Origin of the sequence: Bacillus sp. B15-48, assembly GCF_016879755.1 — a bacterium.
In the GTDB taxonomy this organism is placed as follows: Bacteria; Bacillota; Bacilli; order Bacillales; family Cytobacillaceae; genus Mesobacillus_B.
Window position 1 is genome coordinate 97,947 of sequence record NZ_WOFU01000004.1, and the last position, 20,766, is coordinate 118,712.

The following is a 20,766-nucleotide window of genomic DNA, read 5'->3' on the forward strand; positions in this document are numbered from 1 at the left end:
AGTCATAATTCTAGGAGGGGTCCTATGCAGTTTACAACGTTAAAAAAGACAGATATTCGTGTTACAAAAATCGGTGTTGGCACAAATAAAGTTGGTGGGCACAATATTTTTCCTAATTTAGATGAAACAGAAGGAAAAGAATTTTTAAAAGCGGCTTTAGATCAAGGCATCAATTTTATTGATACAGCGGATTACTATGGCCTTGGCCGTTCAGAAGAATTAATTGGTGAAGTTTTACAAGAAATAGATATTAAGAGAGAAGATTTAGTCATTGCTACTAAAGGCGGAATGCAGTGGAACGAGAAAGGTGAAATTACTTTTAATAACCGTCCCGAGTATTTACGTTCTGCTTTCGAAGCAAGTTTAAGGCGATTGCAAACAGACTATGTCGATGTATATTATCTCCATATGCCAGATAATATAACACCTTTTTCCGAGTCAATGGGTGAATTATTACGCCTGAAAGAAGAAGGGAAAATTCGCGCAATTGCTGCTTCAAATTTGAACTTTGCTCAGATTAAGGAAGTCAATGAGATTGCGGGAATTTGTTCGACACAGGCTGTTTACAATATATTTGAGCGTGGGGTTGAAAAGGATGTGCTCCCATATTGCGTCGAAAATGATATCAGCTTTCTCCCATATTATCCGTTATCCTCAGGACTACTTGGCGGAAATTATAAAGTAACCGATACACCGCCAAAACATTTTAAAGGTAAGCTAGAGGAGTTCCGTACGAGAGTAGAGCAAGCGGATAGACTGAAAGAGTTTGCGGAGTCAAAAGGTACCACTCTACCAAATCTTGCGCTGGCATGGTTATTGGCACAAGATGGGGTTGATGTAGTCATTCCAGGTGGGCGCAAACCTTCTCATGCGATTGGAACAGTACAAGCTGCCGATATCACATTAACTCCGAACGAACTAGCTGAAATTGATAAGCTGATCAAGCAAGAAGTTAAATTTTAAAAGATTAAATAGAATCATATAGGAGGAGAGTAATATGCCTTACGTACAAATTAACTTAACAAAAGGACGTTCAGAAGACCAGATTGAGCGTTTAATTAATGAAGTAACGAAAACTGTTTCTGAAGTAGCTGACGCACCAACAACTGCGATCCAAGTCGTTGTTAACGAAATAGAACTCACTCATTGGGGTCTAGCAGGGGACTCTGTTAAAAAGAGAAGAGAAAACGCAAACAAGTAAGAAAATTTGAGGCAAAGCAAAAAAAAGAGACTATCCAGAACAATGTTTTGGGTGGTCTTTCTTGCTTAATTTTTCAAAATGCTGAACAGAGGTTTAGTCTTTTAATTCATAGAAAAAGAAGGCTAGAGTTCACTAGCCTTCTTTTCTGTGAAAATAAAAGTCCCTCGGGTTTCCTGTATATCATTGATCAAAGTAGGAAACCCTATAAATAACTTAAAAAAGCCAATAAGAAAGCAGAGGTACCTGTTGGAGGGTAACTTTGAATATTTCTATTTGGTTTTGGTTATACTAATTAGCTTGCATTTCTTTAAATGGCTCCTTGTTTATAAGCATGGAGTAAATAATTCGAAGCATTCGGTGCGATAGTGCAACGAGTGCTTTTTTCTTTCCTCTTCTTGCAGCTATTGACCAGTATTTCGTTGCTAACCATCTATTCCTACACCTAGAAACAGCCCACGCAGCCTCGCACATTGCCGATTTAATATGAGGATTTCCCTTTACAGTCTTGGTGCTATACCGTTTACCTGCACTTTCTTTATTACCTGGCGAAACACCAGCCCAGGAAGCTAAGTGTTGAGAAGTAGGAAATTGACTCATATCTACACCAATCTCGGCAATGATAATTGCTGCAGTATCCTTCTTTATTCCTGGTATCGTTGTAAGTAACTGGAGTTCCTCTTGATAGTTTTGTAATAAGGTATCGACTCGCTCCTCAATTTCTTTGATAAGCTTTTCTAAGTATTCAATGTGCGACCAGGATTGACGAATTAGGAAACGCTGATGATCATTAAGTGTGCCATACAAAGAATCCGTAATCATCTGTTTTTTCGGCGCCATTCTGCCGTGTATTCTTTCTTCTACATCGGAAGCGTCCACATAACCCTGTTCTACAAGTCGTTCAAGTAGTTTTCTCCCCGAAACGCCAAAAACATCAGAAATGACCGTGCTCAATTTTACGTTCGAACACTCTAATACCTTTTGAATCCGATTCTTTTCAGATGTTAAGTGACCAATCCATTTCTTCCTGAGTCTAGTTAAATCCCGAAGTTCTCTAATATCAACTGGTGGAACAAAACTCTTTTCGATTAATCCATGTCGTAATAATTTAGCAATCCATTCTGCATCAGATACATCTGTTTTCCTTCCTGGTACATTTTTAATTCGTTGCGCATTTGCCAGTGTAATATCAAAGAATCCTTCTAAAATATTGTATACAGGCTTCCAATATACCCCAGTGCTTTCCATTGCAATATGGGAAACACCATGGTTTTCAAGCCATTTTAAGAGACGATATAAATCCTTTGTTAAGGTAGGAAATGTCTCTGTCTCTTTGATTAACTCTTCATTCTGACTTCCAGTTATAACGCAAGCAACTATTGTTTCAGAATGAACATCTAAACCAGCGCATCGTTCAATAAAAACTTCCATAAAACTTCTCCTTTAAAGTAGGATCACAAACAGTGAGTGAGATTGAATCTAAGCATTTTTCTGTACGTAGTCATCCTTCCAAAAGGAAAGAGCTAACAAAGGGTTGAACACCAAGCTCACTCAAACAGTTTTTTGTACAGGGTCGAGCCACCAAAAAAGACCACGTTTTACTAACTGTTTGCGTCACTAACATTATGGGCTGAGGAGATTAATTTTCATGCATGGGTTGGGAGCGAAAGCTCATGTGAGTTTTTTATGAATTTATCTTATCTCCATTTATTTAAGATCGTTAATCCAGTTGTATCGAAGGTTGTCATCGCTTCCATTACAGAGTTTACTTCATGAATGTTAATTGTTTGTGTAACTAGTTCTTTTGGCTTTAAGATTCCATTAGCGACCATCTGTAGCATATCATTATAACGGAATGCAGGGGAGCCATAAGAACCTAAAATATTAAGTTCCATCGCAACAATCATGTCAATTGGCATTGGAATAAAGCCTTGCTCTTTATCTGATGTCATTCCAAGCTGAAGGTGACGGCCTCTTTTTCTTAAGCTTAATACAGCTGCTTGAGATGTCGCAGTAATACCAAGGGCATCGATTGATACATGAGCACCACCTTTAGTGATTTCACGAACCGCTTCTGGAACGTTAACATTTTTTGAATTAATCGTCGCGACAGCACCGAGCTGCTTCGCAAGTTCTAACTTCTTATCATCGATATCTACTGCAATAACACTAGCACCAACTGCTACCGCAACTTGGATCGCAGAAAGACCGACACCGCCGCAACCTGCAACGACAACCCACTCACCACCTTGAACTTTCGCGCGGTCCATGACGCCGTGGAATGCTGTCGCGAATCGACAACCAATTGCTGAAGCTTCAATGAAATCGACACTTTCTGGCAATTTTGCTAAGTTAAAGTCTGCAGCTGGAACGTGAACATATTCACCAAATCCGCCCCAGTAAGCTACACCAGGAGATGCGTTGTGATCACACAGATTTTGATGACCTTGACGGCACATTTCACAAACGCCATCCCCGCCACTTACTGGAACAACGACGCGGTCGCCCTTTTTATAGTTTTTCACATTGCTGCCAACTTCTTCAACAATACCGCTTAGCTCATGTCCAAAAATATGGGGAACTTGCATCTTCAATCCAACCCAATCAAAGTGACCTTGCCACAAATGCCAATCACTACGGCAAATACCGTTTGCTTCGACTTTAATAATAACACCATCTGGTGTAAGTTCTGGATCTGCCATTTCTTTTACAACTAATGGTTTTGCGATTTCTTCCATAACAGCAGCTAACATTTCAAAAACCCCTTTATTTAATATTTTATGAATCTAGTAAATCGGTTCCTAGAGGGGATAATAGTTCATCCTTAAGTATTGGATTAATCTAAGTTCATCCACACACTCTTAATTTGTGTATAAGTATCAAATACGGATGCTGCACCATTCTCCCTGCCGAGACCACTTTGTTTATAACCGCCCATTGGCGATGATGGGTCCATTAAATGGTAAGTATTTACCCAAATGTTTCCGGCTTTAATAGCATGGGATAGCTTATGTGCTTTGCGAAGGTCGGTTGTACAAATACCTGCACCTAGACCGTACTCAGTATCATTCGCAATTTTAATCACTTCGTCAAAATCATCAAATGCAAACGCACAGATAACTGGGTCAAAGATTTCTTCTCTAGCAACAGTCATTTTATTATTCACATTCGCTAGAATCGTAGGTTTAACATAATAACCATTCGCTAGGTCGGCAGAAGATGCATCGCCGCCGATTAACATTTCTGCTCCTTCTTTTTCACCGGTATTTAAATAATTCATGACACGCTTTTTTTGCCTTTCGGAAATAAGCGGCCCTAAAGTTGTCGTCTGATCAAAACCGTTTCCGAGCTTATATTGCTTTGTATAATCAATCAAATCACTTACGAAATTATCGTAAATTTTCTTTTCAATAAATAATCGTGTTCCAGCAAAGCAGACTTGTCCAGAGTTAAAGAGAATGCCGTTTGCTGCATTGGCAAGGGCTTGCTCATAATCAGCATCTGCACAAATAATATGAGGAGATTTCCCTCCTAATTCTAGGGTGACCTTTTTTAAGTTTCCTGCAGCTGAACGCATGATTTCTTTTCCAACTGCTGTTGAACCTGTAAAAGCAACTTTGTCTACATCAGGATGTTGTGTTAACGCTGCACCAGCTATAGGTCCAAAACCTGGAACGATGTTGACTACTCCATCTGGGAAACCAGCTTCAATGAAAAGTTCAGCTAATCTTAAAGCATTAATGGAGTTTGCTCCGCTGGCTTCAAAACGATCGTATTCCCAACGGATAGTGGGGCTGCTAGTTTCATCGCAGATACACTTACAGGCGCATTCCATGGACTAATTTGTCCGCAAACACCAAGTGGTTCACGTCTTGTATAATTGAAAATGTTGCCGGGAACAGATACAGGAATCGTTTCCCCAGTCACTTTAGTAGCCCAGCCAGCATAATAGCGGAAAAGTTCTGGAACAGAATTTGCAAATGCTCTCGTAATATGAAGCGGCTGCCCGAATTCAAGTGTGTCGATATGTGAAAGCTCTTCGATGTTTTCCTCAACTAAATCAGCAAATTTCAACAGTAGTCGAGCTCTTTCTGCTGGTTTCATTGTCGACCATGGACCTTCTTCAAATGCTTTTCGTGCTGCCAGAACGGCTAAGTCGATATCATCCTTATCTCCTTCAGAAATGGTTGTAATCACCTGACCATTAGCTGGATTAACCGTTTCAAATCTCTTGCCAGAAACTGCGTCTACAAATTGTCCATTTCTAAATAGTTGTTTAGGAGTAGACACAAATTTAGCAGCCTTTGGATTCAAAGGAACCATTGTTTGTGTAGACATATTCACCCTACTTTCCGACTTTATTTATGGGAAACGCTTCCATAATTAAAGTTATAACAGAATGTTCGGAATATTTCAATATCAAAGCTGTAAGTTTTGAGTAAAATTGCTAGAAACATCTAGTAGATGTTATTTTATAAGAAATACAATTCCCATTATTAAATTGACTCTGAAAATAAAACCAGATATAATATGGATACTTGATATTGATTATCGTTAATCGGTATTTTATTAGTTGAAATGAGATGTAGTTGCGCTGAAAAGGATGATAAGGCTAGAGTTACAGCTTTGGATTTCTTAATTTCTATATGATCAAGAACAGGAGATAGTTCCTGCGATAATTAAAACAAAGGTATTTTCATTTAACTAGAATAATAGGAGGAAGGGAAATGGATGAAACTAATTTTAAAAAAAATTATTCAATGCAAACATTGCATCGATCGATACAGATACTAAGAGCATTCTCTACCGAAAGGAAAACGCTCTCGCTAACTGAGCTCCATAACAAGACTGGATTATCAAAATCTAGTTTGCAACGAATATTATCGACTTTGGTTTTTGAGGGCTTCTTGTACAAAAACGAGGAAACAAAAAAATATCAATTAGGGTTAGAATTGATGTTTTTAGGCAATTTAGTTGAAAAGAACTCTAGTTTATTATCAATTGCCAATCCAATCATGGAAGCGATTCGAATGGAAACGGGAGAAAGTGTAAGTTTAAATGTGATTGAGGAAAACAAGCGGAAATGTATAGGGTATTTAATGAGCAGCCATGGACTGCAAACGCTTTCTTTTATTGGTCAGGAATCTCCATTGTACGCTGGTGCTTCTGCAAAGGTTTTGCTAGCCTTTCTCACAGATGAAGAATTACAAAATTACTTTAATACGATTAGTCTTGAAGAATTAACCGAACATACGATTAAGTCAAAAGACGATTTGTATGAGGAAATAATGACTATTCGCAAGCATGGCTATGCGAAAAGTGAAGGGGAAAGGATTAAAGGCGCCTATTCAATCAGCGCGCCCATTTTTAATCCATTCAATGAAATTTTAGCGGCAATGTCAATCGTTATCCCATCACCAAGATATGAAGAATATGATGAGCAAGTGTTGATCAAACTATTGCAGGATGGCGCAAATCAGATTACTCAGACTATTAAAACAATCAATTAATGTACAGGCGGACTAGAAAACTATTTTCTAGTCCGCTTTTTTTGATAAACGGAGTATTTCTTAAACAATCCAAATTTTCTAAAAATTTGTTGATTGTCTGAAAATGGTGTGCTACGATATCATTAAGATATCGAAATTAGATTTAAATTATCATCTATCGGTAAAAAATTTCGACTTCAAATATATGGATAACAGGCCAGTGAAGAGGTGGAAGCGTGAATAAAAAGGGCATAGAGGCAACCTTACAATTAATGAAAGAAAAAAACTTAATGGTGATTCCTGAGTCCTATTCAAAAGAAATATTTGAACATGCGGGTGTGAACATCCCTAAACAAGGAATTGCCAAAACAGAGCAAGAAGCAATGCAATTAGCAAAGACGATTGGCTTTCCAGTTGTTTTAAAAGTACATTCAGCTAAAATCACACATAAAAGTGAAGCTAAAGGGGTGATTGTCGGGTTAAAAACACCGGAGGAAGTACGAAATGGTTTTAATGAAATTGTTAAAAATGGCCAAGAATATTTAAACTCTAATGAAGAAATCCATGTATCTGTTCAACAAATGCTTGAATCCGAGTTGGAAGTTATTGTTGGAATGAAGAGGGATCCAATATTTGGTCCGACGATTCTTTTTGGACTTGGTGGCGTTTGGGTAGAGGTATTGAGAGATGTTTCTTTAAGAGTAACGCCTTTAAGAGAAAAGGATGTCGATGAAATGATCGATGAAATTAAAGGGAAGCGGTTACTCGGAGATTTCAGAGGTAGAAAAGCGCGTGACCTCGAGGCGATTAAAAAGTTAATTCTTCAAGTTGAGAAGTTAGCAGTTGAATTTCCGGAAATCAGTGAAATTGATCTAAATCCGATTTTTGTATACGAGGAAGGAAAAAATACGGTCGCAGTCGATGCAAGGATTATCCTTTCTCCAGGGGCTTAATTGAAAAGGAGTGTTAATGTTCATGGATGAAAAAAGAATGATGGCAATCCGAAAACTATTATATCCAAAGTCGGTCGCAGTCGTCGGAGCATCCAATAGTGTGCAGAAAACTGGTGGACGACTTCTATCATATATTATAAAAAATGGATATCAGCACAATATCTATCCAGTTAATCCGAAGGAAACTGAAATACAAGGGAGACATTGCTATCAGTCAATCAATAATCTTCCAGCGAATGTCGATTTAGCTTTAATCGTGCTGCCAGGAAAATTGATTTTTTCCGCAATGGAGGAGTGTGCAGCAAAAGGAATCAAAATGGTCATGATCTTTTCTTCTGGCTTTGCTGAACTAGGAGAAGAAGGGCAAGCGATTCAGAAAAAGATTGTCCGCAGGGCAAATGAACTAGGTATCAATATTTGTGGTCCAAATTCCATTGGCGTCGTAAACACACATGAAAGTTTCTTTGGGAGTTTTAGTATGGCGATGGAAACGCCAAATATACCTCGAAATGGAAAAATTTCCTTTATCAGTCAAAGTGGCGCGATTGGCGGGGGATTATTAAGTCGTGTATGGACGAATGGAATTGGAACAAGCCATTATATAAGCTCCGGGAATGAAGCAGATTTAGATACAGCGGATTATATTGCGTTTCTTGCCGAGGATGAAAATACGGAAGTAATCTGTGCCTACTTGGAGGGCATTCAGAATGGCCGTAAGTTTATTGCATCCTTAGAAAAGGCAGCAGAATTCGGGAAGCCTGTAGTGGTTTATAAGAATGGCCGTACCTCCCTAGGAAAAAAATCTGTGCAATCGCACACTGGCAGCCTTGCTGGAGATTATGAAGTGTACGAGGCAGTCTTTAAACAGTATGGGGTCATTTCTGTTGCTTCGTTAGAAGAGTTATTTGATGTTGCAACACTTCTGCTTACAACTCGTGAAATTAAAGGGAAAAACGTCGGAGTCGTTTCCACATCAGGAGGCTGCTGTACAATCATTGCCGATTCATGCATTCAACATGGATTGAGTGTCCCAGCATTTTCTCCACAAACGCAACAAAAGTTGAATGAAGTGATTCCTAATTTTGGTGTAGTCCAAAATCCGTTTGATACAACTGCAGAAATCATTAATAACCCAAAGATGTTCCGCCAATCAATGGAAGTACTTTTGGAAGATCGGTCTATTGATTCGATTGTATTAATGTTAACGACAGTCGGTGAACCAATTGCGTCGATTGTCGCTCAAGATATTATCGAACTTACAAAGAAAAGTGAGAAAAGTATTATGATTACATGGCTTATTTCCGAACAATTGGCGACAAATGCATTCAAATTATTAAAGGATAACAATATACCGATTTTTTCAACTCCTGAAAAGGCAATCGCTATACTAGACTATTTAACAAGCTATCACTTGAATAAAACAACTGTATTGTCTAATAGTTACTAAATGGAAAATTCTTAACATCTTAGTTTCCTAATTTATAGGAGTTAGGATTTAAAATAGCGCCAATATAGAGCATCCACTGGTGAAATAAATTTAAATGTGAATGATTCTATATTGGTGCATGCAAAAGAAAAATCTTCGTGATAAAATAATTGATAAGAAACAATTTTCTAAAAATTTAAAATAGTATATTGAAATTCCCTTTTATCTGTATTATTATATAATTACAATTTAACGATATGAAGTATCGATTTACGGTAATAATTTTTATGGTTAAGTAAAAACAAATCTGAAAAAAGGAGGGTGTTTAAATGTCGAAACTTTCCAGACAAGCAGCGATTGTTGGAGTAGCGGAATCTGAATTAGGGAAAGTGGGAGATAAAAACCCGTTACAATTGCAAGCGATGGCAGCTCGAGAGGCGTTAAGAGAAGCTGGAATCGATAAAAACGAAATAGAAGCCGTTTTCTCTGCAGGCCCTTATGCCTATCTACAAACAATGACAATTTCTGAATATCTCGGAATCACTCCAAAGTTTTCTGATTCGACATCCCTTGGAGGCTCATCTTTTGAGGCACATATTGAACATGCGTTAGCAGGGATTCATGCTGGATTATTTGATGTCGCGCTTATTACATACGGTAGCAATCAAAGAAGTAAACGGGTTCGACCGGGAGCAAGTATCGCAGTTAATCAATTTGAAGCACCTTATGGGATGCCGTTCCCAGTTGGGGCATATGCACTTGCTGCTCAGCGTCACATGGACTTATATGGGACTACATCAGAACAATTAGCTGAAATCGCCGTAGGAACAAGGAAATGGGCTAACTTAAATCCGAAAGCGTTTGCACAAGGTGAATTGACAGTTGATGATGTTTTAAACTCTCCGATGGTCAGCAGCCCACTGCATGCGTTGGATTGTTGCCTAGTGACAGATGGTGGGGGTGCCATTGTTCTAGTATCAAAAGAAAAAGCAAAAGAATGTCGAACCAAACCAATATGGGTACTTGGCACGGGGGAAACACATACACATTTAAATATTACAGAAATGCCTGATCTAACAGTGACAGGTGCTAGAGAATCTGGTAAACGTGCATTTGAAATGGCTGGGTTAAGGCCTGATGAAATTGATGTTGTTCAGCTATATGATTCTTTTACAATTACTGTTCTCCTTCAACTTGAAGATTTAGGTTTCTGTCAAAAAGGGGAAGGCGGAGCATTTGTCGAAAATCAACGAACCGCACCAGGTGGGGCATTCCCATTAAATACTAGCGGCGGCGGGTTATCTTATTGCCATCCAGGGTTATTTGGAATCTTCCTTCTCATTGAAGCTGTGCGCCAGCTCCGCCATGAATGTGGCGATCGCCAAGTTCCTGATGCACAAACAGCGTTGTGTAATGGAATGGGAGGGGTACTTTCCTCTTCATGTACAGTAATTCTAGGGAGGGATTAAAGATGTTACTAGATGACGTACTATATGCAATTGATAGTGATACAAGGCCACATTGGGAAGCGACAAAAAACAAGGAATTACTCATCCAATTTTGTCCGAGCTGCAAAACCCATCAATTTTATCCACGAGTCATTTGTAAGAACTGTTTTTCAGATGTTGAATGGGTACCGGCGAGCGGAAAAGCAACTGTATACAGTTATAGTGTTGTTCATAAGGTGTTCAACCTGGAGTTTAAAGAGAAACTTCCATATATACTCGCTCTCGTTGAATTGGAAGAAGGACCGCGGATGATGACAAATATTATTGAATGTGAACTAGATCAAGTGAAAATTGGCATGCCAGTGCAGGCGGACTTTAGTCAAATCTTTGGCGAATATAATCTTGTTCGATTTAAGCCGGCTTAAGCTAGTTACATTCAAAAGGAGGAAATTTGGATGATTAATAAAATTTTTAATTCCGTCGAGGATGCGGTGAAAGATATCAAGAATGATAGTACGATTATGTTCGGTGGTTTTGGCGGTGCCGGAGTACCAGATGAACTACTCGAAGCATTGTACCAGCAAGGTGCAACAAATATTACGGCGGTTAGTAATAACTGCGGCTACCATGATGTCGGCTTAGCGAAATTAATAAAAGAGGAAAGAATCAAGAAAATTATTTGCTCATTTCCGCTAATGAAGGAAAGTTATAACTTCGTAGAAAAGTATAAAGAAGGAAAAATTGAACTAGAGTTAGTTCCTCAAGGAACTCTAGCAGAGCGCATTCGGGCTGGTGGATCTGGGATCGAAGCTTTCTATACACCAACAGGTGTGGGAACTGAAGTGGCTGCCGGCAAGGTAGTGCAGGAATTCGATGGCATTCCTTGTGTGCTTGAAAAAGCGATTAAAGCGGATTATGCAATCATTCGTGCAAAAAAGGCCGATCGTTGGGGAAATTTGGTTTATAACAAATCAGGTCGAAGTTTCAATCCGATTATGGCAATGGCATCAAAAGTGACGATTGTCGAAGTGGACGAAATTGTCGAACTAGGTGAATTAGACCCTGAAGTCATTGTAACTCCTGGTATTTTTGTGAACCGTATTGTGAAAAAGGGGGGCTTATAATGGAAAAAAAACTGCTAACTAGAGAACAAATTGCCGAAAGAATTGCCCAAGATTTGAACGATGGAGAAATCGTCAATTTAGGAATCGGCATCCCGGTTATGGTAAGCAATTATATTCCTGAAGACGCTGAAATCATTTTCCAGAGTGAGCAAGGAGTGTTAGGAATGGGACCTCTTGCGAAACCAGGTGAGGAGGATCCTGACCTAGTAAATGCCTCAAAGCTCCCAGTTACACTTGTTCCAGGCGGAAGCTACTCCCATCATGCAGATTCATTTGCGATGTTAAGAGGAAAGCATATTGATGTTGCGATTATGGGTGCTATGCAAGTATCTGAAAAAGGGGATTTAGCAAACTGGAAAGTAAAAGGTGCCGAGCTTGGTAGTATAGGTGGAGCGATGGATATCGCATTAGGAAGTAAAAAACTATATATTGCGATGACACATAACAATAAAAATGGCGACTATAAAATTATGAAAGAACTCGATTATCCAGTTACTGCACTACGCTGTGTAGACCGCATTTATACGGATATGGCGATTATCGATGTTACTCCAGAAGGTTTACTTTTATTAGAAGTCGCTCCAGGTTTTACAGTTGAGGATGTGCAAGCGAGGACTGAACCTCAATTATTGATTTCTAAAAATTTGAAAGAAATAAATATATAATAATTAGTGAAGCAATACAAAGGGTTGATGGCTAACGAGTTATCTGAATTATAAAAATAATACAAACAGGAGGCTATCTATTGAAAAGAAAAAGTGTTGCCCTATTATTCATTTCTATTATTGCACTTCTACTCATTATTGCCGGATGCAGTTCTGGCAAGGAGGAAACATCAACACCGGCGAATAATAATGATGATAATCAGGAGGCTGCTGCGGAAGAAACATTTAATTTTAAAGTAGCAACAGCAACTCCTGAAGCAGACCAAGACTCACAATTAATTTATAAAGGCTTCATGGACAAAGTAACGGAGCTTACCGATGGCCGTGTACAATTTGAATGGTATCCGGCTCAGCAATTAGGAAGTTTCGGCGACTATATTACGATGACATCAAATGGTGCAGTTGATATTGCGATGTTTGCAGTGAGTGTTTTCCCTAATGAAATGCCGCTCGGAAACGCAGTAACTGGAATTCCAGGGATTTATGAAAAAGCGCAAGAAGGAGCGATTGCTTACCATAACTTAACACGCCAAAGCCCAATGCTAGAAACAGACTTCTTACGACATGGGGTTGTTCCTTTAGTAGCGATTACAACTCCACAATACAATGTTTTTACGAAGAAAATCCCAGTTAAGACTCCAGATGATTTAAAAGGTGTGAAATTACGCGCAAGCGGTGGCTTGCATTCAGAAATGGTTGAGTTTATTGGGGGAATTCCAGTAGCCATTCCTTCAGCAGATATGTATGAAGCTTATGAAAAGGGCGCTGTTGATGGATTACATGGCTTTGCATCCTCTGATGTTTTAGGTGGATATCGAGAAATAAGTAATTATGCTACTCGTAATCTTCATTTCTCCGGGGGAACTACCGGTTTAATGATGAATGAGGAATTATACAACAGCCTGCCAGATGATATCAAGGAAGCGATGAAAGAAGCTGGGGATTATGTTGCTGCAAATGGTTCTGAAGCATATGAACAAGATGTTATAGAACGGGAAGATCGTTGGATCAATGACAAAGAAGTGGAGTTTTATGAACCAAATGAAAGCGAAAGAGAGCAATGGCAAAAATATTACGACGAATTTACAGAGTACTTCTTAGAGAAAAAGAATAATGAAGATTTAAATAAAGTCATTGAAATGTTTAGAGCTGAAGTTGAAAAAGTAAGAAATAATTAATCTTAAGCAAGCTTTGAAAGGGCCTACCTAATATTGTTTTAATTAGCACCTTATTATTCATAGATATTCTTTAGATTGGTTGAAGGCAATGAATCTAAATATAGACAAAAAAATTCATTGCCTGTTTTGTAGTGAACAGCCATTAATATAACAAAAATTTTTTGAAAAATGGAGAAAGGGTGTAGTGGAAAATGAGTATGACTAAGTTTGAACAGATGATTGAAGACCTTCGGAAAACAAATCGTCAAATTAACCCTGTTTTAGGAGATCCAGAAGATTTTATGGTAGAGCCAAATTGCAAGCCTGATTCATTGGATGCAAAATCACCAAAGCGGTTAAATGAACTTTATCCAGATATTGCCCATTTCCGTAAGATTCCTACCGAGTTTTACTATAGCAGAGACGTGAAGGAACAAGAATGGGAAAAACTGTGGAAAAAAACTTGGGTTCTTGCCGGCCGCGCTTCAGATGTAAAAGAGGTTGGTGACTGGTTTAAATTTGATTTTGAGAGAGAGTCCTTCATAATTGTTCGCAGTGATGAAAACACAATCAATGCTTTTTACAATGTATGTAAACACCGCGGCAATCAGCTTGTTCATGAAGAGAGCGGAAAAGGAGCAAAGAGTTTTATTTGCAGCTATCATTCATGGATGTGGAAATGTGATGGGGAGATTGCTCGGGTAACGGATCGAAACACTTTTGCCCCTGAATTATTATGCGACGATCTTAATTTAGGAAAGGTTCATTGCCATGTTTGGGGAGGATTTATTTTTATCAATATGGCTAAAGATCCTGTTCCATTCGATGAGTATTTTGACCCAGCATTAAAGCGGGCTCTAGAAGCTTATCAGTTTGAAAATTGGCATATTGTCAAAGATGTAAAAGTGTCAGTACCAGCTAACTGGAAAACAAACCTAGATGCCTTTGCCGAAATGTACCATTTACATCAAACACATCCACAAGGGGTGTTAGCTACAGATGACCACTTCGGACAGTATGATTTTTATAACAATGGCCATAGTCGCATGATTGTCCAAAGAGGAAGGATAAGTCAGCGACAGGAAGATCACAACACAATTAATGACGCTCTTCGTAGTTTAATGTTGGATGCTGGAGTCGATCCAGATACTTTCCAAGGAAGTGCTGATGAAGTACGTGAGGCTTGTCAAAAATCAAGACGGCAAGGGTTGAGCCCATTTGGAAGAGATTATAGCCGTTTATCAGACAGTCAATTAATTGATACATGGAGTTGCTCTCTTTTCCCTAATTTAAATTTAAACATCAACTCTGACATTGCCCTAATCCAGCGTTTTATTCCGCATGAAAGTGATCCTGATCAGTCTGTTTATCATATTACGATTTTAGCTGCGGATGGGATTAGAACAGATAAAAGACGTCCTTTCTTCTTGGAGTTTACGTATGGTGTTAGTCCAGACCAAGATATTAGCGGGAATGATCGTCCGAAAACGCTCTATACAACAATAGAGGATTCTCAAGTTGGACTGCTGCTAGATCAAGATTTACAGCAAATCGGTCAGGTTCATAAGGGGATAAAATCTGCTGGCCTAAATGGTGTCCTTAGATTAAGCGAGCAAGAGCGCCGGATTCAGCAATTTTTTGCGGAATATTATTTATACATGCAAGATCAAAAATAAAGAATTCCGCACTGTGTATGACGGCGAAAGGACTAATGTCCATTGAAATGAGGTAAGGAGGAAGATATACATGGTAAAGACAAAGAGCGAAGAAACGATTCTATCAAAAGAACAAGCCAAATGGATGTTTCAAAAGATGGTTGAAATCAGAAAGTTTGAAGAAACGGTAATTAAAGGGACGAGGGATGGATCACTAGGTCCATTTGCTCATACATCTGATGGGCAGGAAGCTGTTGCGGTTGGAACATGTGCTCATTTAACTGATAAAGATTATATCACTAGCACCCACCGTGGTCATGGCCACTGCGTCGCTAAAGGCGGTGACCTAAATGAGTTGATGGCTGAAATGGCAGGGAAAATAACAGGCTGTGACAAAGGAAAAGGAGGCTCCTTACATCTTGCTGATTTTGACAAAGGGATTGTTGGTGCAAATGGAGTTGTCGGTGCTGGGATTCCGATTGCAGTCGGAGCGGCTTTAACAGCACAAATTACAAAAAACGGTGCCGTCGCTGTCGCGTTCTTTGGGGATGGTGCAACGAATAATGGTGCATTCCATGAATCTCTTAACCTCGCAGCTATTTGGAAACTGCCGGTTGTCTTTGTTGTTGAAAACAACCAATATGGTGAGTTTACAACAAATAAATACGCTACTGCTGCAGAAAAAATATCTGATCGGGCGGTGGGATATAATATTCCAGGTGTAACGATTAACGGAAATGATGTTATTGAAGTTTACGATACAGTTGGAGAAGCAATCGAAAGAGCACGAAATGGCGAAGGTCCATCACTAATAGAGTGTGATACTTTTCGAATTCAAGGACATGGGATTTCTGACCCACAATTATATAAAACAGAGGAAGAAAAAAAGTTACATTTAACAGATAAAGAATGTATCAACAAATTCAAAGGTTATCTCCGCCGTCACGAGATTATTGCTAATGAGGAGATGGAAACAATCGAAAAAGCTGTTGCTGAAGAAGTTGAAAAAGCCCTTCAGTTTGCGATTGATAGTCCATATCCGACACCTGAAGAACTATATACTGATGTTTATGTATCTTATAAATAAGTACAAAGCAATGAGGAGTTGAAAGCATGACTAGAGAAATAACGACAGTACAAGCGTTAAATGAAGCGATTAAGTTAGCACTAAAAAATGATGATAGAGTCATCGTTATGGGTGAGGACGTTTCTGGGGGAGCTGGTGTTCCCCATTTGGAAGAACAAAATTTAGAAGCTATTGGTGGTCCATTCCGCGTTACAAAAGGTTGTGCGTTGGAATTCGGAAGAGAACGTGTTCGCGATACGCCAATTTCTGAAAATGGATTTGTTGGCGCTGCTGTTGGTGCTGCTGTAACTGGTCTTCGTCCAATTGCCGAGCTTATGTTTAATGATTTCCTTGGTTATAGTTTAGATGCGGTAATGAACCAAGCAGCGAAGTTCCGTTATATGTACGGTGGAAAAATGAAGGTTCCGATGGTTCTAAGAATGCCTTATGGTGCCGGTTATGGTGCTGGCTCTCAGCATTCGCAAACACTTTATTCAATGTTGACAGGTATCCCTGGCTTAAAAGTTGTTGTTCCTTCAAATCCATATGATGCAAAAGGCTTACTTTTATCTGCGGTTGAAGACGATGATCCAGTTATGTTCTTTGAAAGCATTTCTAACTATGGTTTAAAAGGTGAGGTTCCTGAAGGTTATTATACGATTCCGCTTGGTAAAGCTGATATTAAGCGTGAAGGCAGCGATGTAACAATTGTAGCTATTGGAAATATGGTTCAAAAATCATTACAGGCTGCTGAACAATTAGCGAAAAAAGGAATTGAAGTGGAAGTGGTTGATCCACGGACACTTTCGCCGTTAGATGAGGATACGATTCTTGCGTCTGTCGAGAAAACGAGCCGTTTAGTCGTTGTCGATGAATCAAATCCGCGTGTAAGTGTTGCAGCTGATATTGCTGCCATGGTGCAAGAAAAAGGTTTTGATTATTTAGATGGACCGGTTTTACGGGTGAATGCACCACATACGCCAGTACCTTTTTCACCGCCGCTTGAAAAATTGTATGTACCTAGTACTGAGCAAATTATTAAAGCAGTGGCAAATGCCATTGGGGATCAGTCATTAGTAACTGTGTAAAGAAGAATTGGAAAGGTGGTAGTTCTTACCACCTTCCTAATTCTTGATAGTAGGAAAGGAGAGATGCATCATGGCGGTTGCGATCGAAATGCCAAAATTAAGTCTCACGATGTCAGAAGGTACCGTTTTACATTGGATGAAAAAAGTTGGTGAGCCTGTTAAAAAAGGGGAAGCAATTGTTGAAGTAAGCTCGGATAAAGAAGTGAGCGAACTAGAAGCCCCTGAAGATGGAGTATTACTAGTTGTGATTGCTTCTGAAGGAGATTCTGTCGCATGTCATGCAGTTATTGCCTACATTGGTCAACCAGGAGAAAAAGTCGCTGGGAATGGTCAAAATGCGAATGAACAAGCCAATTCGACAACCTCAAATGAGCAGGTAGCTGTTTCTAATAAAGCAACGGTTAGAGCTCCAAAACGAGGGGTGAAAATTAGTCCAGTTGCTCGTCGAATTGCACAAGATGCCGGTATAGACTATGAAACTATTGTTGGAACGGGTCCTAATGGAAGAATTACGAAAGAAGATGTAGAAAAAGGAATCGCCGAAAGCAAGCAGGTAGCTGTTGCACCTAGCGAACAGACTGCTGTTACCGAAGTGAAACAAGCAGATAACGTTAGTCCTGCACTTGAAAAAATTCCTGTTACGGGAATGCGTAAAGTTATTGCTCAACGTATGCATCAAAGCCTTCAGCAAAGTGCACAATTAACACACCACATGAAAGCAGATATCACAGAGCTTTTAACTCTTAAAAATTCAACAAAAACGTTTATTGAAAAACGTTACAACGGCAAATTGACTGTCACTGATTTTATTGCACGTGCTGTCGTACTTGCCCTTGAAGAACATAAACAAGTAAATGGTGCTTTAATAAATGATGAAATTCATGTCTTTTCACATATTCATTTAGGTATTGCCGTTGATGTCGAAAATGGGCTTGTTGTTCCAGTCGTTCAACAAGCCCAGAATAAATCGCTTGCTGAACTGTCTCAAACGATTAGAGAACTAGCAAATCAAGCGAAAGTAAAACAATTGAATGGTGATGATATGAAAGGTTCTACTTTTACGATCAGCAATCTAGGCTCATATGGAATCGAATATTTCACACCAATTTTAAATACACCTGAAACAGCCATACTTGGTGTCGGTGCTGCTCAAGCGACCCCTGTATTTGTAGGAGAAGAAGTACAAAAAAGAATGCTGTTGCCTTTAAGTCTAACTTTTGACCACCGTGTTTTGGATGGCGCTCCTGCTGCCGAGTTCTTGATGACGGTGAAACGTTATTTAGAAGAACCTATCAATCTATTACTATAAATATTTTGATAGTATTCCTAGACAGATATAGCTTTATTCTGTCTAGGAAGCTGCTTTAAAGATACATAATACATAATTTATATTAAATTTATTAGATAATTATACATAAAAATATTGAAAGGGGGAATGAATGGAAATCATCGTCCCAACTAATTATTTAAATTGTACCTACTTTGTAAGCGTTTGCGTTTGCTAATCTAGATTGAGAGGTGGATTAAAAAATGGAGTCAATTAATAAATGGGTAGACCGCTTCGATAACTTTTTTGGTTTTATTTCAGCAGCTTTCCTATTCATAATGATGATATGGATCTTTGTTGATGTAGTTTTAAGATCGATATTTAACTCTCCTATTATCGGAACCCTTGAATTAACAGGCGAATATTTACTTCCAATTATTATTTTCTTCGCAATTAGTTATACTCAAAAACATAAAGGCCATGTGAATGTTGACTTGTTGGAACAAAAATTTCCGGAAAAAGTAAAAATTATTACTCGGCTGGTTTGCTATATTTGTGCCCTTGCTATGTATGTCCTTTTAGGAATAAATAATTTTCAGCAAGGATTAGTATATTTTGCTTCAGATACTAGAAGTGCTAGTTTACTTGGTTATCAATTAGCACCAGCACTAATGATCATCTCACTAGGGATCTTCCTCTTTTCCATTAGAATTCTAGTGGATTGTATAAATATTGTTCGTGGTGATGACCGATCACAAGTAAAAGAAACAGCTCAAGAATTTGACTTATCAAAAGAGTCAAGTAACGTCGGAAACTAAAAAAGAGGTGAAAAGATGGTCTTATTTTGTATTCTACTATTAATTTCATTGATCCTAATTGGGATGCCAATCGGCTTTGTCCTGCTGATTACCGGTTCTATCGGACTATATCTCGTTTCTGGCTTTGATATTTTACAAAGTTATCTTTCGACATCCGCCTATAGAAGTGTTAATAACTTTACTTTTAGTGCTATTCCTTTATTTATCTTAATGGCCCACTTTATTTCAAAAAGTAAAATTGCAGACGACTTATTTGATAGTATTTTAAAGTGGTTTGGACATTTACCTGGCGGTGCCGGAATTTCTACAATCTTTGGAAGTGCCGGTTTTGGAGCTCTTTCTGGTTCAAGTCTAGCAGCAACTTCAGTTATGTCACAGATTGCCGTTCCAAAAATGATCACTTCTAAGTATTCACCATCATTCGCATCAGGATTAGTAGCAACGGCGACCGGAACATTAGCAGTGATGATTCCTCCGAGTATTCCTTTGGTACTATATGGGATTCAAACGGAAACATCTATCGGAAAATTATTAATTGCTGGTATATTCCCCGGGTTATTACTTGCCTCATTATTATGTCTTACCGTTATATTTGTTGGAATCAAACAAAAGAGTATGACCGAGAAATATCCGTGGAAAGAGCGCTTTCTATCACTTAAATTTGTTTGGCCTGTAGTCATTTTGGTATTCTTTGTAATCGGCATTATCTATCTTGGGATTGCGACACCTACAGAATCTGCGGCGTTTGGTGCAACAGGTGCACTTGTCATTGGGTTATTGGCGAGACGACTTAAGTTTAAAGATATTGTTGATTCACTATTAACCACTATAAGACAAACGGGTATGATTTTTATTATTATCATTGGTTCTGTTATTTTTTCTTATTTTATTACATTATCAAGAATTGGCAACGATATCTTGGAGTTTATCCAAGCAAGTGGGTTTCCGGCATGGACAGTATTATTATTAGTTATTTTATTATATTTAGGTCTTGGTTTATTTATGGATTTACTAGCATCAATGCTCATTACGCTGCCGTTAGTATTCCCATTAATTACAAGTTTAGGTTATGACCCAATCTGGTTTGGCATCATCGTTGTATTAGTATTAGAAATTGGTTTAGTTACACCGCCAGTTGGAATCAATTTGTTTATTACTAGTCAACATACTGGGATACCAGTACAGAAAGTATTTTTAGGATCTGTTCCATTTATCGGCGTTTTATTGTTAAGTATTTTAATCCTATGTTTCTTCCCGCAAATTGCTTTATACTTACCTTCACTGATGTAGGAAAAGAAGGACTCCCCACTAATTGAGAATAAGTGGGGAAAAACTTTGGTCGTAATTTTTGGAGAAGGAAAACTACGTTTTATTTTCTTAATATTTTAATTTTTTAAAATAAATGGTGATAG

General features: G+C 38.6%; 18 protein-coding genes and 1 pseudogene. 16 read left to right on the forward strand and 3 right to left on the reverse strand.

Annotated elements, in window-relative coordinates:
* Positions 1 to 24 precede the first annotated feature (24 nt).
* Together GNT69_RS13845 and GNT69_RS13850 are read left to right on the forward strand one after the other, a co-directional pair.
* Positions 25 to 963, forward strand: coding sequence for an aldo/keto reductase (locus GNT69_RS13845; protein WP_203555575.1), 939 nt, complete (start codon positions 25 to 27; stop codon positions 961 to 963).
* Between the two features lie 34 nt (positions 964 to 997).
* Positions 998 to 1,201: a 2-hydroxymuconate tautomerase gene (locus tag GNT69_RS13850; protein WP_203555576.1), complete on the forward strand. Its 204-nt coding sequence runs from the start codon at positions 998 to 1,000 to the stop codon at positions 1,199 to 1,201.
* Between the two features lie 288 nt (positions 1,202 to 1,489).
* Here the strand turns inward: GNT69_RS13850 and GNT69_RS13855 are convergent, their stop codons facing one another.
* The 3 genes and pseudogenes from GNT69_RS13855 to GNT69_RS13865 form a co-directional block, all read right to left on the reverse strand.
* Positions 1,490 to 2,629, reverse strand: coding sequence for an IS110 family RNA-guided transposase (locus GNT69_RS13855; protein WP_203555130.1), 1,140 nt, complete (start codon positions 2,627 to 2,629; stop codon positions 1,490 to 1,492).
* Between the two features lie 266 nt (positions 2,630 to 2,895).
* The gene (locus GNT69_RS13860; protein WP_203555577.1) at positions 2,896 to 3,951 is read right to left on the reverse strand and encodes an alcohol dehydrogenase catalytic domain-containing protein; all 1,056 of its coding nucleotides are present in this window, start codon (positions 3,949 to 3,951) and stop codon (positions 2,896 to 2,898) included.
* Positions 3,952 to 4,034: 83 nt separating this feature from the next.
* Positions 4,035 to 5,536: pseudogene (locus tag GNT69_RS13865) on the reverse strand (aldehyde dehydrogenase family protein).
* Between the two features lie 389 nt (positions 5,537 to 5,925).
* Between GNT69_RS13865 and GNT69_RS13870 the strand changes: the two are divergent.
* The 14 genes from GNT69_RS13870 (at position 5,926) to GNT69_RS13935 (ending at position 20,644) form a co-directional block, all read left to right on the forward strand.
* Entirely contained in the window at positions 5,926 to 6,708 is a 783-nt protein-coding gene (locus tag GNT69_RS13870; protein ID WP_203555578.1) for an IclR family transcriptional regulator, read from the forward strand.
* A 215-nt stretch (positions 6,709 to 6,923) separates the two neighbouring features.
* On the forward strand, positions 6,924 to 7,640 hold the full coding sequence (locus tag GNT69_RS13875; protein ID WP_203555579.1) for an acetate--CoA ligase family protein: 717 nt from the start codon (positions 6,924 to 6,926) through the stop codon (positions 7,638 to 7,640).
* Positions 7,641 to 7,662: 22 nt separating this feature from the next.
* Entirely contained in the window at positions 7,663 to 9,087 is a 1,425-nt protein-coding gene (locus GNT69_RS13880) for an acetate--CoA ligase family protein (RefSeq protein WP_203555580.1), read from the forward strand.
* A gap of 308 nt (positions 9,088 to 9,395) precedes the next feature.
* Positions 9,396 to 10,535 (forward strand): acetyl-CoA acetyltransferase, encoded by a 1,140-nt coding sequence (locus GNT69_RS13885; RefSeq protein ID WP_203555581.1) that lies wholly within the window; start codon positions 9,396 to 9,398, stop codon positions 10,533 to 10,535.
* 2 nt (positions 10,536 to 10,537) lie between these two features.
* Complete coding sequence (locus GNT69_RS13890; RefSeq protein WP_203555582.1) at positions 10,538 to 10,939, forward strand: Zn-ribbon domain-containing OB-fold protein; 402 nt, start codon at positions 10,538 to 10,540, stop codon at positions 10,937 to 10,939.
* A 30-nt stretch (positions 10,940 to 10,969) separates the two neighbouring features.
* Positions 10,970 to 11,638: a 3-oxoacid CoA-transferase subunit A gene (locus GNT69_RS13895; RefSeq protein ID WP_203555583.1), complete on the forward strand. Its 669-nt coding sequence runs from the start codon at positions 10,970 to 10,972 to the stop codon at positions 11,636 to 11,638.
* Entirely contained in the window at positions 11,638 to 12,303 is a 666-nt protein-coding gene (locus tag GNT69_RS13900) for a 3-oxoacid CoA-transferase subunit B (RefSeq protein ID WP_203555584.1), read from the forward strand. Before GNT69_RS13895 ends, GNT69_RS13900 begins: the two co-directional genes overlap by 1 nt.
* 80 nt (positions 12,304 to 12,383) lie before the next feature.
* Positions 12,384 to 13,481, forward strand: coding sequence for a TRAP transporter substrate-binding protein DctP (dctP, locus tag GNT69_RS13905; RefSeq protein WP_203555585.1), 1,098 nt, complete (start codon positions 12,384 to 12,386; stop codon positions 13,479 to 13,481).
* 191 nt (positions 13,482 to 13,672) lie between these two features.
* Positions 13,673 to 15,136 carry an aromatic ring-hydroxylating oxygenase subunit alpha gene (locus tag GNT69_RS13910; RefSeq protein WP_203555586.1) on the forward strand — a complete coding sequence of 488 codons (1,464 nt, stop codon included), beginning with the start codon at positions 13,673 to 13,675 and terminating at the stop codon, positions 15,134 to 15,136.
* Positions 15,137 to 15,206: 70 nt separating this feature from the next.
* Positions 15,207 to 16,202, forward strand: a complete 996-nt coding sequence (locus tag GNT69_RS13915) for a thiamine pyrophosphate-dependent dehydrogenase E1 component subunit alpha (RefSeq protein ID WP_203555587.1) — start codon at positions 15,207 to 15,209, stop codon at positions 16,200 to 16,202.
* Between the two features lie 26 nt (positions 16,203 to 16,228).
* Entirely contained in the window at positions 16,229 to 17,269 is a 1,041-nt protein-coding gene (locus GNT69_RS13920; protein ID WP_203555588.1) for an alpha-ketoacid dehydrogenase subunit beta, read from the forward strand.
* 70 nt (positions 17,270 to 17,339) lie between these two features.
* Entirely contained in the window at positions 17,340 to 18,578 is a 1,239-nt protein-coding gene (locus GNT69_RS13925; protein ID WP_203555589.1) for a dihydrolipoamide acetyltransferase family protein, read from the forward strand.
* A gap of 221 nt (positions 18,579 to 18,799) precedes the next feature.
* A complete protein-coding gene (locus GNT69_RS13930) occupies positions 18,800 to 19,354 on the forward strand; it encodes a TRAP transporter small permease (protein ID WP_203555590.1) in 555 nt (184 codons plus the stop codon).
* 15 nt (positions 19,355 to 19,369) lie between these two features.
* Positions 19,370 to 20,644, forward strand: coding sequence for a TRAP transporter large permease (locus GNT69_RS13935; RefSeq protein ID WP_203555591.1), 1,275 nt, complete (start codon positions 19,370 to 19,372; stop codon positions 20,642 to 20,644).
* The last annotated feature ends 122 nt before the right edge of the window (positions 20,645 to 20,766 follow it).

Coding starts and splice junctions, on each gene's coding strand:
- GNT69_RS13930 (WP_203555590.1), top strand. CDS start 18,800: ATGGAGTCAATTAATAAATGGGTAGACCGCTTCGATAACTTTTTTGGT.
- GNT69_RS13920 (WP_203555588.1), top strand. CDS start 16,229: ATGACTAGAGAAATAACGACAGTACAAGCGTTAAATGAAGCGATTAAG.
- GNT69_RS13870 (WP_203555578.1), top strand. CDS start 5,926: ATGGATGAAACTAATTTTAAAAAAAATTATTCAATGCAAACATTGCAT.
- GNT69_RS13910 (WP_203555586.1), top strand. CDS start 13,673: ATGAGTATGACTAAGTTTGAACAGATGATTGAAGACCTTCGGAAAACA.
- GNT69_RS13880 (WP_203555580.1), top strand. CDS start 7,663: ATGGATGAAAAAAGAATGATGGCAATCCGAAAACTATTATATCCAAAG.
- GNT69_RS13855 (WP_203555130.1), bottom strand. CDS start 2,629: ATGGAAGTTTTTATTGAACGATGCGCTGGTTTAGATGTTCATTCTGAA.
- GNT69_RS13935 (WP_203555591.1), top strand. CDS start 19,370: ATGGTCTTATTTTGTATTCTACTATTAATTTCATTGATCCTAATTGGG.
- GNT69_RS13915 (WP_203555587.1), top strand. CDS start 15,207: ATGGTAAAGACAAAGAGCGAAGAAACGATTCTATCAAAAGAACAAGCC.
- GNT69_RS13885 (WP_203555581.1), top strand. CDS start 9,396: ATGTCGAAACTTTCCAGACAAGCAGCGATTGTTGGAGTAGCGGAATCT.
- GNT69_RS13860 (WP_203555577.1), bottom strand. CDS start 3,951: ATGTTAGCTGCTGTTATGGAAGAAATCGCAAAACCATTAGTTGTAAAA.
- GNT69_RS13900 (WP_203555584.1), top strand. CDS start 11,638: ATGGAAAAAAAACTGCTAACTAGAGAACAAATTGCCGAAAGAATTGCC.
- GNT69_RS13845 (WP_203555575.1), top strand. CDS start 25: ATGCAGTTTACAACGTTAAAAAAGACAGATATTCGTGTTACAAAAATC.
- GNT69_RS13890 (WP_203555582.1), top strand. CDS start 10,538: ATGTTACTAGATGACGTACTATATGCAATTGATAGTGATACAAGGCCA.
- GNT69_RS13850 (WP_203555576.1), top strand. CDS start 998: ATGCCTTACGTACAAATTAACTTAACAAAAGGACGTTCAGAAGACCAG.
- GNT69_RS13895 (WP_203555583.1), top strand. CDS start 10,970: ATGATTAATAAAATTTTTAATTCCGTCGAGGATGCGGTGAAAGATATC.
- GNT69_RS13925 (WP_203555589.1), top strand. CDS start 17,340: ATGGCGGTTGCGATCGAAATGCCAAAATTAAGTCTCACGATGTCAGAA.